Raw genomic sequence first — 17,059 nt, 5'->3', positions numbered from 1 at the left:
GCTTTCATGTAGATGGATCTGTGCGGCGCCGGAAAATCCGCACGGCCTGGCCCTGGGTTTCTCCTGCTCCAGCGTGTCGGCCAGATCGACGCTGCGCATCACGGCCGCTCATCCGAGCTGATGCATGCTGGCCATGAGCGCTGCGCAAGATGCGAGCACCACGGGTTACATGATAGCGCTGAGTATCCATGAAGTATAATGGTCATATTTCATGTATACATGAAAATGATTCATCCAGATGCTTGAGCGCATCCACCTCAACATCGTCCAGCAGGTCGAGAAACTTGGCCCGACGCTGATGTGAGCGTCAAGCAGAAGTGCCAGTTTGGCGCGCTAGGCGCGCTCAACGCCTGGACATCGACAAGCATCCTGTTACCGCTCGGTGTCACGCCCAAGCGCCACAAAGCCATTGAAACCATCGAAACCATCGACATCATGCTGCAGTGGTGGCCAGTGGACGCGGCGTGTCGGCCCTGCCGCGTTGGCTGGTCGAGCAATATGCGAGCAAGATGGACGTGGTGCCGGCACCTGGCACGGCTGGGTGTGGGCGGCGTCGCCAAGCAGATCTTTTGTCGCGCTAGTAATTGCCGATGTCACGTTTTTCTCCAAAATGTTTGGAGGGTTGCATCCGAGGTGGCGCCAAGGTTACACAAAACTTGACCAAGAACGTCAGCAGTTTTTCGGGCTTGATCGGCAATGTGGGGATTGAACAGACAAGAAAAAAGCCACTAAATCCTTGATTTTATTGGATTTAGTGGCTTCATCGGTACTTCTTCGATTTGTCTGGTGGTGCCGGGAGCCGGAATCGAACCGGCACGCTGTTTCCAGCGCGGGATTTTGAGTCCCGTGCGTCTACCTATTCCGCCATCCCGGCAACGCGAGACGCATTATGGCTGATCTGTCACAATCTGGCAAGTTTTATGCTTGAAAAGTATTTTACTCAGGCATTGGTGCTCTTTGACGACGTCAATTCCAGCGCAACTGTTCGCGCGCCATGGCGCGTAACTGTGCTGGTGCACGGCGGCGCGCAAGCCGTGGCCTGTGTGGCGGGCTGGCAAGTATCGAAACGCCTGGCCATGCCGGACGAGATCGCTCGGCGCTGACCCTCGCTGCCGATGCCTGCAGTGTCTGCAGCGGCACGGCGCTGCTCGCCGATGGTGGCGTGTCCAGCGTGCGCGCGTAAGGCGTGCGTCACGCAAAGCCGCCATCAAAACGCCGACGGCCCGGGGATGAGCCGGGCCGTCGGTGTCTTGCCGCTTGCGTTACATCAAGTTCAGTTGTGAGCCGAGTTCAGCTGACGCGCGATGATGTCGTGGTTTAGCCAGACAACGGGCGCTTGCGGCTCCGACATGGCGTGGAACATCAGCGGGCCCGTGCCTTCCAGCACCAGCGAGCTCAGCTGATCGGTGATCAGTTCCTTGCGCTCTTTGTGCAGCTTGGTGATGTCGTCCGAGGTGCCGATCATGACCTCGGCCAGTTCCGGCGTGTTGTCCATCGGCCAGGCAGCGAAGTTACGGAACTGCACGCTGGTGGCGTCGCCATTGTAGGCGGCGATACGGTCGAGCAAGTCTTGCAGCGAGACGCCGTCTTCCAGCAAGCCCTGGCAGATTTTCCATTGCTCTTCGGCCCAGGCTGCGCCGCCTTCTTTTTTCAGCGCATCGAGCAGGGGGAACAGCGACAGTTCCACGCCCGCAAAAATGTCGGACGAATTGGTGCGGATTTCCGGGCAATTGAAGACGGTGGCCTTGATGCCTTTTTCCCACGCAGCCTTGGCCACGTTTTCCAGGCGCATCTTGGCCAGGCCTTGCGTGTAGTTGCTATATGTTTGCCACTGGTATGTACCGTCGATCAGGATTTCGGTGCCGTGGTAGCCGTAGGCGCTGTAGCGCACCTGGCCACCCGTTTGCTCGAGGCGTGCGCGGATGGCGGCACTGCCGTCGATCAGGTGCTGCAGGGTGTTGGCCGTGACTTCGTCGAAGTTCATCAGGATCAGCTTGCCCAGGTCGCTGTCGAGCAGGGCGCGCGAGGACATGAAGCGCTCGCCGCGGCCTTTGTAGATGCGGTTGGCAATGGCCAGGAAGACTTTGACTTTTGGAATGCCACCGGCCATGGTGTGGGCGAAATACGCATTGCTGCCATCGGGAATCAGGCTGTCCAGTTCGGCCATGGCTTTCGCCACGGAAGCGCTGAAGCGGGCGATGCCGGCTTCGCGGCAGCGTTCGATTTGCGCGCAGTCCAGCTTGTCTTCCTGCCAGCTCTTCAGGGTCATGCCGGCCAGCAGGGCCGTCGGCGTCGGTTCGCCGGCTGGCGCGTCGAGGTCGAAACCGGCCATCAGCGGCACATTGATGATGCGCCCGCCCAGGTTGGCTTCGGCTTCTGCCAGCTCTTCCGCGTTCAGTGGGCGCAGCGCCAGGTTTTCATCGCGGCGCCCGACCGTCATGCCGACGATATTCATGCCCGCCTTGCGCGCTTCGTCCAGCAAGCCATTCACATAGCCGCGGCCGAACAGCTCGCCGAACAGCACAAAGGTGTCGCCCTTGCGGAAGATATTTTTTTGCGGGATGTCTCTTAAGGACGTAATCTCGGTCATGGTGTCAATTCATTCAAAAATTAGCAGGACAGACGGTTACATGCGCTGCCTGCTGGTTCAACATAATGTCAAATGATGCGCCATTTCAGCGGCGAAAATCCTGTTGCAAACGATTCTCGTCTGGAATGGCATCGTCTTTTTCGTGCAGCTCTTATTCTTTCGCCATGGCGTATTTTACGCTGCTCCGGCGCACAGCACCCGCAGACTGGCCTGGCAGGCGCCGATATTACCTCAGCTTGGCCTTGCCGGTCAGCAAAATTGATCTAAAACAAATCCTGCTGCCCCGACACCAGGCGCGAAAAATCGTCGCCCAGGAAAGGCAGTATCGCGTCGGCCACCGGCTGCAACTGGCGCGTCAGGTAGTGCTGGTAATCGATGGGCGAGCGCTGCGTTTCCAGCGGTTCCGGCCCTGCCACCGTGATCACATAGCTGATCCAGCCGCCATTTTGGTACTGCAGTGGCCGGCCCTGCGCCAGATTGTAGGCGTCGGCCGTGCGCGCCGCGCGCACATGGGGCGGCACGTTGCGCTGGTAATCGTCGAGCGGACGGCGCAATCGCTTGCGGTAGACCAATAAGGCGTCGCATTCGCCGCGCAGCGTGCGCGCCACGTAGTGGCGCACATAGTCTTGGTAGGCGGCGCGCTGGAAGATGCGCCGGTACAACTCTTGCTGGAATTGCTGTGCCAGCGGCGTCCAGTCGCTGCGCACCGTTTCCAGTCCCTTGTAGACCATCGTCTCGCTGCCGTCGGGCTTGCCCACCAGGCCGGCGTAGCGCTTCTTGCTGCCTTCTTCCGAGCCACGGATGGTGGGCATCAGGAAACGCCGGTAATGCGTCTCGAATTCCAGTTCCAGCGCATTGTCCAGGCCGAACTCATCGCGTAAATGCCGCTCCCACCAGGCATTCACGTGCGTCACCAGGGCGCGCCCGATCTTGCCCGCTTCTGCATCGCTATGCGCCGTTTTCAGCCACACAAACGTCGAATCCGTGTCGCCATAGATGACCTGGTAGCCCTGTTCGGTGATCAGCTCGCGCGTGCGGTGCATGATGTCGTGGCCGCGCAGGGTGATCGACGAGGCCAGGCGCGGGTCGAAAAAGCGGCAGCCGCTCGAGCCCAGCACGCCATAGAACGCGTTCATGATGATCTTTAACGCTTGCGACAGCGGCGCGTTGCGCTAGCGCTTGGCCGCCTCGCGCCCCTGCCATACTTGTTGCACGATGGCGGGCAGGCAGTGTTTCAGGCGTGAAAATTGCGCGCCCCGGTAGCCGGGCACGGTTTGTGCCTCGTCGCCACGCGTACCCACCACCAGGCCCACGGGGTCGATCAGGAAAGTGCGGATGATGGATGGGTACAGGCTTTTATAGTCGAGCACCAGCACGGAATCGTACAAGCCCGACTGGGAATCCATGACGAAGCCGCCCGGACTGTTTTCGCCGGTGACATCGCCCAGGTTGGGCGCCACGTAACCTTGCCGGTGCATCAGCGGCAAGTACAGGTGCTCGAAGGCGGCTACGGAGCCGCCGCTGCGGTCGGCCGCCAGCCCTGTGACGCTGGCCCGCTCCAGCAAAAACGTCAGCAACTCGGTCTTGGCGAAGATGCGCGTGACCAGTTCGCAATCCTTGAGGTTGTAGCGCGCCAGTGCCGGTTTATCCTCACGGAAACGCCGGTCGATCTCGGCCATGCGCTGGTAGGGATTGTCGATGGACTTGCCTTCGCCCAACAGCGTTTGCGCCACGTTTTCCAGGCTGAACGAGGAAAAGTTCCACGTCGCCGACTTCAACGCTTCGATGCCGTCGATGATCAGCCGGCCTGCGGCGGCGGCAAAATAGTGTTCTTGCTTGTCGCCATGCTCGCGCCATTCCATGACGGCGCCACCGCGTCCCAGTCGCAAGGGCACACGGTAGCGCTCGGCGTGCTGGCGCAGCACGCGCAAGTCGAATTGCACCAGGTTCCAGCCGATGATGGCGTCTGGATCATGCTCTTCCATCCACGTGTTCAGGCGTTCAAGGATCTGGGCGCGGCTGTCGCAGTATTCGAGGTCGAAATCGAGTGCCTCGTCACCGCCGTTTGGCGGCCCCAACATATAGACCTGGCGGGGGTTTGAGGTGCAGTGGAACGGAAAACCGGGTTAAGGAGCGAATAGGGAAAACGGAAAAAATTGGGCGCTAAGCACTCTTAACGATCTTTGAAGTCCCGCAACGGCCGATATTTTCTCTCATCCACTTTCCTGCTCTGCGCCGGATCGCAGCGAATTCTTCGGCTCCGACAGCACGCAGATTTTGTAAAAGTGACGATCCACCCCTTCATCGGTGATAACGAGCGGCTTCCAGCGCGCCTTGCGAAGGAAACAGGCGCATCGTCGGGCACCTTGCGAGAACCCGTCATGTTCATCTCGCGCAGCACGTCGATCGGGTCCAGTGCCGCTTGCGCGGCCGGCGCCGCCTTCAGCTTGAGCACATCAAGGAATTCGGGCGTGTAGGGGGTCTAAGCCGGAACCCCAGATTTTTCCGGCCAGAGCGAATCCCAGTACCGTGCCTATCGGGCCGGGTGGTTGGGTGAAGCTACAACCAGATGACACTCAGCGGTGTTGCTGCGAACCTGAGAACGGCTTCATCGGGCATATTCACTCCTTTAGCCTAGAATTATGGCTCAGAAATGTCTACATAACTCGTGGCGGTTCAGTCGGCTGTCGAATACAAACGGCAAATCCAATCCCGCGACCTGATAATCCTTCAATAAATTGCAAAGTAGATCCTTCTGCCTTTACTATGCGCCGCACAATCGACAGGCCTAGTCCGCTGCCGCGTTCAACTTGACCGGGCAACCGCACAAAGCGTTCAAATACGCGTTCTCGATCTTCGGGGGCAATGCCAGGGCCATCATCCCTAACCTGTAGCTCGAGCTCACGTCCGTGCGAAATTAAGCAAACCTTTACATCGCCACCGGACGGTGTATAGCGAATCGCGTTATCGACCAAGTTTTCAAGAATAGAGATAAAGCCTGCGCGTTGGACTGAAGCAATCAAGTGCCCGGGTGAGTCCAGCGTCAGCTCTATGGCTCGCAAACGAGCCAACCGCGACAGTGGTGCCAACCGCTGACGGCAAAGCTCTGCCAAGTCCAGCGTTTCGCGTGGCGATGGAATTGTTGTAGCCTCGAGCCGGGCGACCGTCAACAGTTGCTCCAGCAGGTGGGACACACGGTCCATTCCCTGCTCCAGTTCATCAACAGCCACGGCGCGCGTAGCGGGGTCTGCGGTGTTCGCGAGCAGGTGTGCTTGCGCATTGATCGCTGCCAGCGGCGTACGCAACTCATGCGCGGCGTCGGAAAGGAAGCCGCGTTCACTTTCCAGTCGAAGTGCTTCGCGCGCTAACAGAGCATTGACCTCTTGCACTACAGGCGCGGTCTCCGAATAAAGCCGCTCGGCATGCAGAGGCGACAGATCACCGACGCTTCGATCGGCGAGTTGCTGAGCCAATGCCTTGATGGGCTTGAATCCACGCCAGCCTGCTAGGCTGGTTACCAACAGACACCAAAGTAAGATCAGCAATTGGCTTAGCCCAATGACTTTGACCACTTTAATCAGCGGGGCGCTGAAGCGGCGACCAGCCCTTTCGGTCATCGTTACCAAGGTACTTGCGTCGCTGCTCGTCACTTGTACCGCGCGATATCTATGTCCGGCGAATTCAATTTCAGAAAATTGTGCTCCCCGGGTCGGCATTGCGATCGCGGCGGCACCCGCACTTGCATGAAGCAACTTCATGTCGCTTGACCAGACCTGGTAGAGCGGCGCCGGGCCGTCCATTGCATTCATTCCGTTCATTAAACCTTCGATGAAGATGCGCTCAGCGGCTGCAAGGCGTCGGCGCAACTCGGCGTCATCCCCTGCCTTGGCACCGCCACTAGCACTAGCGGTTTCAGCTAAAATGCTTGCAAAAGTCTTCATACGTTGGTCAAGATCGCCCTTACCAAATGTCATCATTCCGGCAATTATCCAGATGCTTAGCACAAGCCATGCCACTACCATTGCACCGGCTTGCCACAACACCAGTCGACGTAAAAGGGAAGGATGCTTGATCACATTGTCTCCAGCGCGTAACCAACACCGCGCACAGTGGCAATACGGGCCGTACCCAGTTTCTTTCGCAAGTTGTAGATGTGAACATCGACGGCATTGCTCTCGATACCGTCAGAGAGCATCAATGATCGTTCAATTTGCGCGCGTGTCATTACTTTGCCAGGGTCGGCCGCCAAGATAACTAGGATGTTGTACTCGCGCGCCGATAGCGTTACCTCGTCACCCTCAATTCGCACCTGTCGCTTCGATGTGTCAATGCTAAGGGTGCCCACCCTCCAGGCGGCACTTAACTGTCCACGGCTGCGCCGCTGCAACACCCGAATTCGAGATAGCAACTCCTCCATTGCAAATGGCTTGGGCAGGTAGTCATCGGCACCGCCATCCAGGCCCATCACGCGGTCGGTGACGGCATCGCGCGCCGTCAACATCATCACGGGAACTGTGTCGCCCCGCGCGCGAATCAAGAACAGCAGGTCTAGGCCCGACCCATCCGGCAACACGATATCCAGAAGCACAATGTCAAAGGTTTCGATCTGCAAGTGATTCTTGGCCTCGGTAACCAAGCGCAGCCAGATGACCACGTGGCCTTGCTCGACCAGCACCCGACGCAGCGATCGGCCCAACGGCAAATCATCTTCAACAAGCAAAATTTTCATACGGGCTAATATCGTGGCTGAGTCGTTCGAAAGTTCGGACAAAGGGAGAATCACCGTTCCAATTCATATCCGAAGATGGATCGGCACGATGGAATAATAAACTTGCTTAGTCCGTTTAGGTATCACTATTTATTCATCTTCATCCAGGCTTCATCTTGCAAAAGCTAAGCTGAGCGTCTTTCAATTAAACCAACACCCTAGCCAACGAGTGGACTTCATGACTGCAAACACCAACTTTCACCCTTTGGTCGCACTTTTTTTCGCTTTTTCAACGGTGAATGCTCATGCGCAAACACAATCCGTTCCAACCACGACGACGAAGAGTGACTGGTCGGTCAGTGCCGGCGCAGCCATCGCTACGGGACCGAGATACGCAGGATCTTCCAAGAATAAAACGATGGCGATACCGACATTCGACCTCCGGTACCGCGACTGGTTCTTTATCAACCCGATTGCTGGAGTTGGTGTATCGGCGGATTTACTTGACGGCCTCAAGGGCACTGCATCGATCGGCGTTTCGTTCGACAAGCGCGAGGCCAAGGATGATGTTCGTCTGAGAGGCCTGGGGGACATCGGCTTTACGCCAGCGATTAATCTGGGCCTGGAATACAGACTTGGCAATGCTTTTGTTAAGAGCAAATTAATTTCGCGCCTCGGCAGTAGCAATAAGCAGGGCACGCTGTTGGAAACAGAGGTCGGTTATAACGTTCTAGCCTCCCGCGCTGGAGTGCTCGGGCTAGGCCTGCAAGTCAAGGCCATGGACAATACCTATGCAGGCAATTTCTTCGGCGTGTCCGCCAGTCAATCTAACGCTTCAGGGATGGCAGTTTTCAAGGCAAACAGTGGCGTTGCAAGCGCCGGTGCTTTCGTGCAGGCGATTGTGCCACTGACTGACCGTTGGACATTCTTTGGTCGCGCCGCGAACAACAAGCTGCGTAATGCTGCAGCCATCAGTCCAATCACGGTGGATCGCGACCAGTCTTCCTTGCTGGCGACAATGATCTACAAGTTTTGAGGGCAGTGCGTCCCTTCGAAAACGGCATGAAAGCAAAGCTAGGGTGGGTTGCGATCAGCATGCTCGTGGGAGACCGCGTCAAATTCTTTTCGTTGATTTTTGGCATGGCGTTCGCAACCCTGTTGATGGCACAACAAGTGTCATTCTGTATCGGGCTTATCTCGCTTTCAGGCAATCCCGTGCTTGACGTGCCCGAAGTCGACTTATGGGTCATGCGGCGCGGAACGCAAAGCGTCAACACACCTGTTCCCATACCCTTGTCTGAGGTGTCACGCGTCAAGAGTGTGTCCGGCGTCGCCTGGGCCGTGCCCCTGTTTCGCGGTGCGGGCGCGGTGCGGATCGCAAATGGATCAAGTCAACCAGTCGGACTAGTGGGTGTCGATGATGCGACCCTGCTTGGCGCGCCGCAGAAATTTTTCCTTGGCCGTTTCGCCGACCTTCGTGGGCCAGACGCCGTCTTTCTTAACCGCAGCGGCTACAAGCTGTTGTTTCCAGGCGAACCCGAAGTACTGGGCCGAAGCTTCGAATTGAATGATCGCCGCGCGGTGGTGGCCGGCATTGTGGACACTCTGCCAGTTTTCGGCGTCAGTCGTGCCATCGTCTTCACCCGTTACGCCAATGCCTTACGCTACGCCCCCAGCGGCCGCAACGCCCTGTCCTTCGTACTCGTGAAGGCAGCCGAGGGTCAGGATATGGCAGTGTTGGCGCAACGCATTGACGCCAGCACTGGTCTCAAAGCAACTTCCCGCTCCGTCTTTGTGCGCCAGAGCATCGACTACACGATTGCCACGAGCGGCATCGTGTACTCCTTTGCGGTGGTCGTAATTCTCGGCGCTATCGTGGGCGCGGTGATCGTGGCCCTGACGCTTAGCCTATTCGTACGCGACAACTTGCGCCAGCTAGGGGCCTTGAAGGCCATCGGCGTGCGCAGCAGCGTTTTGGTACGTATGGTCTTGCTGCAGGCGTTTCTGGCAGCACTGGTGGGTTTCGGCCTTGGCATCGGCGCTGCTGCTTGGGTACTGCAAGCATTAGCCGGTGCTTCAGCCGACTTTTCCACCTTTTACTTACCCTGGCAGGTGATGGTGGGCGTGGGCGCAGCCGTGATTGTGATGACGCTGGTTGCGTCGCTGGCATCGGTGCGCAAGGTGGTCTCGACTGATGCGGCGGTGGTGTTCCGTGGATAAACGCATACCGACTGGGTCGATCCCGCCGGCAGTCCGGTGCAACGGCGTGATTAAAGATTTTGGCGATGGTAACGAACGGAACCGCGTCTTGCAGGATATTGATCTAACCTTGGCGGCCGGTGAGTTGACACTGCTTGTTGGCCCTTCAGGCTGCGGAAAGACCACACTGGTGTCCATCATTGCGGGCATCTTGTCGCCCTCGGAGGGCAACGTTGAGCTCTTCGGCACGCGCCTGACATCCTTATCAAGAAATGCACTAGTGGACTTCCGCCTGCGTGAAGTCGGCTTCATTTTCCAACAGTTCAACCTGCTACCGACCCTAACAGCAGCCGAGAACGCGGGACTGGCAATTGCAGCTGCGGGGGCGTCTCGCAAAGCTGCCACGGCCGCCGGCGCTGCCATGTTGGCCCAGTTGGGAATGGCAACCAAGGTGAACCTGCTGCCAGCACAACTGTCGGGTGGCGAACAGCAGCGCGTCGCCATCGCTCGCGCACTGGCCCCCGGCCCGCGGCTCGTTGTCTGCGATGAGCCGACATCAGCGCTGGACGCCGCGTCAGGCCATGCGGTGATGAAACTGCTGCGCGCATTGGCAGTGCGGCCCGGGCGCGCCGTGATCGTGGTCACGCACGACAGCCGGGTACATGAATTCGCTGACCGGATTATTGAAATGGAGGATGGGCGCCTGGTGACAACGCTTGTAAATCAGCTGCCTACAGAGCATATGAGCACAAAGGACGATACAAAATGAGACGCAGCGAATGGGCATTGAAGTGGTTGCTGCCAGCGATCGCTGTGCTGCTGATCGGCTATGCCGCCTGGCAAGCGCTATCCAGGAGACCGAATGAAGTGGTTGTGGCTCCAGCCATCGCGCCAACGGCTGCGCCCAACGCGGGCCGGTTCGCCATGGCCAGTGCAGGTACGGTGGCCGGTACGGGCTTGATCGAGCCTTCGAGTGAAGCTGTTGAACTGGCACCTGCTTTAGGCGGCATCGTGCGCAGTGTTGCTGTGGTGCCCGGCTCGCAGGTGAGCGCCGGACAACTATTGGTACAGCTTGACGATCGTGATGCGGTAGCTGACCTTGCATTTCGCGAGGCTGCGTTGATCACGGCGACGCGTAACACGGAATTATCCGTATCCGACTTGAAGGACAAGCAAACTCTGCTGACACTCTACGAAGCAATAAGCGACCCGCGGGCCAGGTCCCGCGAAGAGCTACTGCGGCGTCAGGGCGCAGCGACGCAGGCTGAGGCGCGTGCACGCCTTGCTGAGGCACAGCAGGATGAGGCGGCGGCGTCGTTAAACGTAGCGCGAGTGCGTATCAGCCAGTTTGCATTGCGTTCCCCCAGCGACGCGACCGTCTTGCAGGTACGGGCCCGGCCCGGGCAGTATGCTGCAACTGGAGCGTTAGGTCAGACTAATCAATCCCTATTGACAATAGGAAGGATTGCCCAGCTGCATGTGCGGGTGGATATTGACGAGGCCGATATATCGCGTCTGGGTCCAATCGATGTCACGGCTGCAACGAGCGTATCTGGGCTGACGGTCATGGTTTCGCCTCGCGGCGCAGCGGGATCTTCAGTCAAGGGCGTCTTTGTGCGCGTCGAGCCGCTCGTCAAGCCAAAGCAATCGCTCAACAATGCCGCTGATGAGCGCGTCGATACGCGGGTACTACAGTTGATTTTCAAGCTGCCACAGGGCACTACCGGCTTGTTTGTGGGCCAGCAAGTCGACGCCTACGTGACTGGATCTGCCCCTGGGACTGCCCAATGAAGTCAACCAAGCACGATGTGAGCGGCGGAGCAACGCGCCCATTGCAACGGTTGTGTACCGTCAGTATCGGGCTGGTCTTGGCATTGGCGAACAGCGCTTGTACGTCCCTGCCATCGAACGTAGCGGCCAGAGCGATAGAACAAGCGCGCGCGAATCTGCCGCCTGTTTTCTCTATTGCAGCGCCGTCGAGTACATCGCAGCCTGTCAGTGCCGCTAATGATCCGCTTGACTGCTGGTGGTCGCGTTTTGCAGATCCCTTGATTGACCGTTGGGTTAATGATGCATTGCATAAAAACGGGGACATCCAGGTTGCACAAGCGCGCTTGATGGAGGCACGTGCCTTGGTTGAACGAGCTCGCGCCGCCACCGCACCAAGCCTACAGTTCGACACATCGGCCTCACGACGCAAATTGTCTCAGAATGAAGTATTTCCCCCAGCTTTACGCACAGTCAACGCGCTGGTTGCCCAGGTGAGCGTTGGTTGGGAGATCGACTTATTCGATCGCCTCGGTGCAAGCGGACGCGCAGCCGGGGAACGCGCCACCGCCTCCGAAGCGGATCAAGCGGGCGTTCGACTGCTCGTTAGCGCCGAGGTGGTTCGGCAAGCGTTGGATGCAAGGGCACGACAAGCCCGGTTGCAGATCGCACACGATACCGTCGCTGCAGCGCAGGCAATAACCAATGTCGCCCAAGCAAGGACCGATGCAGGATTGGCGATGCCGTTGGATGTCTTGCGTGCGCAAGCACAGCTGCAAGAGGCGCAGGCGGATGCGGCGGCTCTTAGCTCGACTCTGCATCAAACAATGGCTGCGCTTGCCTTGCTGTTACATGACACCCCAACAGCAATTGCCGATCAACTTGCAGCATCGCCCGACGTAAGATTACGGAACCTGACCTTGAACACCGTGCTACCTGGCGAGTTGCTGCGACGTCGACCCGATGTCCGACAGGCCGAGTCCTTACTGCGCGCGGCTGGGTTCGATATCGACGCGATCAATGCTTCACGTTGGCCAAGCCTTACATTTGATTCCTCAGCCGCTCTGGCGGGTGCAACCTTCAGCAGCTTGAGCGGCCCAGCGGCAGCGGCTCGTACTGTGGCTGGCGTTGTGGCGTGGAACCTCTTTGACGGTGGTCGCTTGGCGGCTGACCGAGAGCGCGCTACGGCAGCTCAGACAGGAGCGGCAGCCAGGTATCGACAGGTTGTACACCGTTCCTTTGTCGAAGCCGATACGGCTCTCGCCGATTTAGGGGATGCAATTAGGTATGCAACGACGATGGATTCCGCGGCAAAGTTGCAGACAGAGGCCACGACAGTAGTCGAAGCGCAGTACCGGGCAGGCCTTAGCGATGCGGGTGGTTGGCTGGAGGCCCAACGCACGCAACAACGCGCACTGGACCGCAGCGCGCAGGCTAAGCTTGCGCTAGCCATCGCATGGGTTACCGTTTTCGCATCGTTGGGTGGAGATACCTAATATCAGTGGATACTTGCCACGCCGTCGACATACCCCCTGCTGCCGTTCAACTATGCAGCCGCTAAGGTGTGGCAAAAACAGAAGTGCTTCCAGATGGGGCGATATTTGCGCTTATATCAAACCAAGGATCGCTTACCTACAATCTTAGGCTCCAAGTGTTTTGTGCCCGCAAAACTTAATTTTTTTGAGCGAAATGTCAACATTTCGACGCCAAGAGCATCCGGAAGAGGTTAAGGCTCGCTCACGCGCAACGTATTGCGAACATTTTTTGGTGCGCATATCGTACCGGAACAGGGGTCAGAGGCGCAGTGGAACGGAAACCGGATTAAGGTAAATCCTTGATCCGGACGCGACACGGCCACGCCGGCATTGCATAAAAAAACCGACCGTCACTACTTTCGTGTCTATGCATCATTTCCGCCCGTATCCCGGCTAGCCGCTCGCTCTACTCATCGCTGGCCGGGTTGCGCAACGGCCGCAACTCCCCCTTGGTCACTGCGTCCGGCACCGAGAACGAATACCGGCCCAGCATGTTGATGTGCTCATGCAGCAACGGCGACAGCCTGGCCACGTCTTCATCCTGGACCTCGAAGCCATCCGCACGCAACTGGTTTAATGCGGCCTCCATGTAGCTGGTGTTCCACAGCACGATCATGTTGAGCACCAAGCCAAGCGCACCGAGCTGGTCTTCCTGGCCCTCGCGGTAGTGCTGGCGCAGTTCGCCGCGCTTTCCGTGAAAGACAGCGCGTGCGACGCTATGCCGTCCCTCGCCCCGGTTAAGCTGGGTCAGCGTGCCACGGCGCTTGGCTTCGTCATCAATGTACGTCAGCGTATGCAAGGTTTTATCGATGCGCCCGAACTCGGCGATGGCCTGGGCTAGTCTGGTCGGGCGCTCGCCAGCCTGGAGCGTGCGCATGATTCCCGCAGCTGGTAACCGGCCGAGCTTGAGAGAGCCGGCCAGGCGCAGCATGTCGTCCCAATGCGGCTCGATCTTTTGTAGGCTAATATTGTGTCCGGATACAGAATTCAGCAACCCGTAGTCGGCTTTGGTATCGATCCGCCAGAAACGCGTGCCGCCGACATCCGCCAGGCGCGGACTGAATCGGTAGCCAAGCAGGCGGAATAGTCCGAAAACCACGTCGCTGTACGCGCCCGTGTCCGTCATGATTTGCGTCGGCTGAAGGTCGGTCTGCTGTTCCAGGACGACGGCCAGCAGGACCAAGCTGTCGCGCAGCGTGCCAGGCACAGTAATGTCGTTCAGACCGGAAAACTGGTTCGATATCAGGTTGTACCAGGTCATGCCGCGCCCGACGCCGAAGTATTTCGGGTTCGGCCCGGAATGCACTGACCGCACCGGCACCACGAACCGCATGCCGTCGGCCGACGCGACCTCGCCACCGCCCCACACACTGGCCAGCGCCGAACGGCCCTGCGCGGCGACCAGCATGGTGTTCGCCGCCGTGATAGTGTCGTCGCGCAGGTAGTTCTGGTCCACCCAGGACAATCTGTCACGCCTGAGAGCCGGCACGTCGCCGCGAATCAACGGCTCCGGTACCGTGTTGCAGGCCTCTGCCATCAACACGGCACAGATGCTCACATGCAGATCGGAAGCGCGCGCGGTGCGCTCCGATATGTGGGTGAAGGCGTCCGTAAAGCGGGTGCGTGCTGCAATCTCCAGGATCAGTTCCGGCAGATCGACGCGCGGCAGCATGCCCGTGACCTTGGCGCGCAGCGCGATCAGCGACGCCGGTTCATCCATTTTGTCCAGTGGGCTGAGCACCAGCTCTTGTTTGTCGCCCACCTTCTCGAACCGCACGGCAGGGTTGTCGGGCAACCTGGCGGCGACAGCGCGGTACGTGCGGTTCAGTTCATCGGCCAGGGCAGTCAATGTCGGCCCCGGCACCGCCGACAGCCCCAGCGTGCGGCAAATTATCGGGCGAGTGGATTCCCATTCGGCGCTATCGAGCAGGCCGGCGCGCGGATCGGCGTAACGCCAACTCGGGGCCACGAACACGTCACGCCGGCGCAGCGCGATACGCAATTCGGACAAAACGCAGAAAGTGTAAGCGTGGAAATCGATGGCGTCATCCTCACGCAGCACATGGCGTTGCCACGGCCTGGTGATGATGTCGCGCGGCGCGTCGTTGCCGGGACGCTTCATCGTCATGTTGGCGCGAAGCCAGGCGAATGCGGCGATGAAAGGCTCTCCTGCGGCATTCGCGCCAAACTGAATGTGTTCGGCCAGCGCGGGCAGGAAGCGCCGCACGGTCTTGTACTTGGCATCCAGCTCCTGGTAGTACACATTGTCGGTTGGCCGGATCAGCTTATTGACGCCGGAAAGGGCCAGCGCGAGTGCGTCCGGCGAAATCCGCGCGAACAACTGTTTGCGCAGTTCGGCATCCGGCACCGTTTCGTCCAGCAGCAATTGGCAGGCGCTGGCGAGCGTGGCCGCCGCTTCGTCTAGGGAAGCACTGATTTATTCATCTGGCACCGTTCCCTGCGGCTTTCCGACCTGAGACAATAACGGTATCGCCACCGTCCGCCATCGACCATGCAAAAGAGCTTCTCCGACCTCGAATACGCCGCCAAGAAGAAACTAACGCGGCGCGACCGCTTCCTGGCCGAAATCGACAGCGTGACGCCGTGGGGCAAGCTGCACAAGCTGATCGAGCCGTTCTATCCGAAGGTCGAGGGCGCCGGTCGCCCGCCGATCGGACTGGCGCGCATGCTGCGCATGTATGTGGCCCAGCAATGCTTTGGATTGTCTGACGAAGGCATCGAAGACGCAATCTACGACAGCCAATCGATTCGCGCCTTTGTCGGCATTGATCTGGGCCGCGAGTCGGCGCCGGACGCGACGACCTTGCTGAAGTTCCGCCACCTGCTGGAAGCCAACGCGCTGACGCGCCAGATTTTCGACACGATCAACGGGCACTTGGCCGAGAAGGGTCTGATGATGCGCGAAGGAACCATCGTCGACGCCACGCTGATCGCCGCGCCGCCGTCCACCAAAAACAAGGACGGCAAGCGTGATCCGGAGATGCACCAGTCGAAAAAGGGCAATGACTGGCACTTTGGCATGAAGGCCCACGTCGGCGTGGACGCCGCGTCTGGCCTGGTGCATACCGTCATCGGCACGGCCGGCAATGTTGCCGACGTGACGCAGGCGCACGCGCTGCTGCATGGTGACGAGAGCTCCGCGCTCGGCGACGCCGGCTACCAGGGCGTGGAAAAACGACCCGAAAACATCGGCAAGTAGGTGACATGGCACGTGGCCATGAAGCGCTCCAAACGCAAGGCGCTGCCCAACAATAAACTGGGGCGCCTGACGGAAAAGCTCGAGCATCTGAAGGCCAGCGTGCGGGCGAAAGTCGAGCATCCGTTTCATGTCATCAAGAACCTGTTCCGTCATCGTAAGACGCGCTATCGCGGCTTGACCAAGAACACTGCACAGCTTTTTACCTTGTTCGCCTTTGCCAATCTGGTGCTGGCTGGACGGCGCTTTACGATCACCGAATCCCGTAGTCCGTCTTGATTGCAGAAAGACGCGCAGCATCACGTTAAATTGAACGAAAAACGGGCTTGAACGGCTCGCCGGTCGGGCATTTGGCGCGCCAGCCTCGTCAGAAAACCGAATTGATCAGCGCTTCCCTAGAATCGTTTCACATTCAGAAACCGGTCCATCCAGCCCGGTTTTTTTCATCCGTTTCCGGCGATGTTGACACTTTTGTCATCTCGATAAGCTTGACGGTATTGGTGAGATCAAAAGCGTGATGACGAAATTTTCGGCGGTTCTTGCCTTGAACCACTTTCGCTTGCTCCTCAGGCCCCATAGTCGTCTGCTACCAAAGGCCATGCAGTCATTTCCCGTGCAGATTACTTCTGACAATCGTGCAGTTGTCTTCTGAAAATGACATGGCACGCAACTTGGACGATCTGCGCCGGCTAGTGCAGACGCTGACCAAGCGTGGGATACGAATCGAATTCGTCAAAGAATGCCTGAGCTTCACCGGCGAAGACTCGCCAATGGCGAACCTGCTGCTGTCGGTCATGGGGGCGTTCGCGGAGTTCGAGCGGGCCTTGATCGGCGAGCGACAGCGCGAAGGGATCGCATTGGCCAAGCAGCGCGGCGTCTACCGAGGTCGCAAGAAAACGCTGGTGAACGACCAGGTTGTCGAGCTGCGCCGCCGCGCTGGTGCCGGCGAGCCAAAAGCCACACTTGCGCGCGAGTTCGGCATCAGTCGCGAGACCCTTTATCAATACCTGAAAGTGGCGCCAGTGGCTTAACCCGGTTTTCCG

Annotated in this window: 10 protein-coding genes, 1 tRNA gene and 5 pseudogenes; 9 read left to right on the top strand and 7 right to left on the bottom strand. The window is 58.7% G+C overall.

The features are described from left to right. Window positions 1–285 precede the first annotated feature (285 nt). Window positions 286–570 (top strand): annotated as a pseudogene (locus tag H4V96_RS19155) (hypothetical protein); the annotation flags it as partial. A gap of 217 nt (window positions 571–787) precedes the next feature. On the opposite strand, the gene H4V96_RS19150 reads toward H4V96_RS19155, so the two are convergent. Continuing rightward, window positions 788–874, bottom strand: a tRNA-Leu gene (locus H4V96_RS19150). A gap of 46 nt (window positions 875–920) precedes the next feature. On the opposite strand from H4V96_RS19150, the gene H4V96_RS19145 reads away from it, so the two are divergent. Further along, window positions 921–1,103: a hypothetical protein gene (locus H4V96_RS19145; RefSeq protein ID WP_196854917.1), complete on the top strand. Its 183-nt coding sequence runs from the start codon at window positions 921–923 to the stop codon at window positions 1,101–1,103. A gap of 170 nt (window positions 1,104–1,273) precedes the next feature. Here the strand turns inward: H4V96_RS19145 and H4V96_RS19140 are convergent, their stop codons facing one another. The 5 genes and pseudogenes from H4V96_RS19140 to H4V96_RS19120 all read right to left on the bottom strand — a co-directional run bounded on the left by H4V96_RS19140 (window position 1,274) and on the right by H4V96_RS19120 (window position 7,319). Continuing rightward, the gene (locus tag H4V96_RS19140; RefSeq protein ID WP_196854918.1) at window positions 1,274–2,590 is read right to left on the bottom strand and encodes a hypothetical protein; all 1,317 of its coding nucleotides are present in this window, start codon (window positions 2,588–2,590) and stop codon (window positions 1,274–1,276) included. Between the two features lie 263 nt (window positions 2,591–2,853). Continuing rightward, window positions 2,854–4,683, bottom strand: a pseudogene (locus H4V96_RS19135) (DNA polymerase II); the annotation flags it as partial. 80 nt (window positions 4,684–4,763) lie between these two features. Then, complete coding sequence (locus H4V96_RS19130) at window positions 4,764–5,045, bottom strand: hypothetical protein (protein WP_196854920.1); 282 nt, start codon at window positions 5,043–5,045, stop codon at window positions 4,764–4,766. 202 nt (window positions 5,046–5,247) lie between these two features. After that, window positions 5,248–6,666 carry an ATP-binding protein gene (locus H4V96_RS19125; RefSeq protein WP_196854921.1) on the bottom strand — a complete coding sequence of 473 codons (1,419 nt, stop codon included), beginning with the start codon at window positions 6,664–6,666 and terminating at the stop codon, window positions 5,248–5,250. Then, on the bottom strand, window positions 6,663–7,319 hold the full coding sequence (locus H4V96_RS19120) for a response regulator transcription factor (RefSeq protein ID WP_196854922.1): 657 nt from the start codon (window positions 7,317–7,319) through the stop codon (window positions 6,663–6,665). The genes H4V96_RS19125 and H4V96_RS19120 overlap by 4 nt, the downstream gene beginning before the upstream one ends. A gap of 217 nt (window positions 7,320–7,536) precedes the next feature. Between H4V96_RS19120 and H4V96_RS19115 the strand changes: the two genes are divergently transcribed. The 5 genes from H4V96_RS19115 to H4V96_RS19095 are packed head-to-tail and all read left to right on the top strand — an operon-like array spanning window position 7,537 to window position 12,760. Next, window positions 7,537–8,334 carry a MipA/OmpV family protein gene (locus H4V96_RS19115; RefSeq protein ID WP_196854923.1) on the top strand — a complete coding sequence of 266 codons (798 nt, stop codon included), beginning with the start codon at window positions 7,537–7,539 and terminating at the stop codon, window positions 8,332–8,334. 26 nt (window positions 8,335–8,360) lie between these two features. Beyond that, window positions 8,361–9,518 carry an ABC transporter permease gene (locus H4V96_RS19110; RefSeq protein ID WP_196854924.1) on the top strand — a complete coding sequence of 386 codons (1,158 nt, stop codon included), beginning with the start codon at window positions 8,361–8,363 and terminating at the stop codon, window positions 9,516–9,518. 46 nt (window positions 9,519–9,564) lie between these two features. After that, window positions 9,565–10,266: an ABC transporter ATP-binding protein gene (locus H4V96_RS19105; protein ID WP_196854925.1), complete on the top strand. Its 702-nt coding sequence runs from the start codon at window positions 9,565–9,567 to the stop codon at window positions 10,264–10,266. Beyond that, window positions 10,263–11,288: an HlyD family secretion protein gene (locus H4V96_RS19100; protein WP_196854926.1), complete on the top strand. Its 1,026-nt coding sequence runs from the start codon at window positions 10,263–10,265 to the stop codon at window positions 11,286–11,288. The genes H4V96_RS19105 and H4V96_RS19100 overlap by 4 nt, the downstream gene beginning before the upstream one ends. Further along, entirely contained in the window at window positions 11,285–12,760 is a 1,476-nt protein-coding gene (locus H4V96_RS19095; protein ID WP_196854927.1) for an efflux transporter outer membrane subunit, read from the top strand. The genes H4V96_RS19100 and H4V96_RS19095 overlap by 4 nt, the downstream gene beginning before the upstream one ends. Before the next feature lie 445 nt (window positions 12,761–13,205). Here H4V96_RS19095 and H4V96_RS19090 read toward each other — a convergent pair. Continuing rightward, a pseudogene (locus tag H4V96_RS19090) lies at window positions 13,206–15,224 on the bottom strand (Tn3 family transposase); the annotation flags it as partial. A gap of 87 nt (window positions 15,225–15,311) precedes the next feature. On the opposite strand from H4V96_RS19090, the pseudogene H4V96_RS19085 reads away from it, so the two are divergent. Continuing rightward, window positions 15,312–16,295 (top strand): annotated as a pseudogene (locus H4V96_RS19085) (IS5 family transposase). Between the two features lie 380 nt (window positions 16,296–16,675). After that, window positions 16,676–17,047 (top strand): annotated as a pseudogene (locus tag H4V96_RS19080) (recombinase family protein); the annotation flags it as partial. Window positions 17,048–17,059: the final 12 nt, after the last annotated feature.

Origin of the sequence: Janthinobacterium sp. CG_23.4, assembly GCF_029892305.1 — a bacterium.
In the GTDB taxonomy this organism is placed as follows: domain Bacteria; phylum Pseudomonadota; class Gammaproteobacteria; order Burkholderiales; family Burkholderiaceae_D; genus Janthinobacterium; species Janthinobacterium lividum_D.
This window is presented reverse-complemented; position numbering and strand designations above follow the sequence as displayed.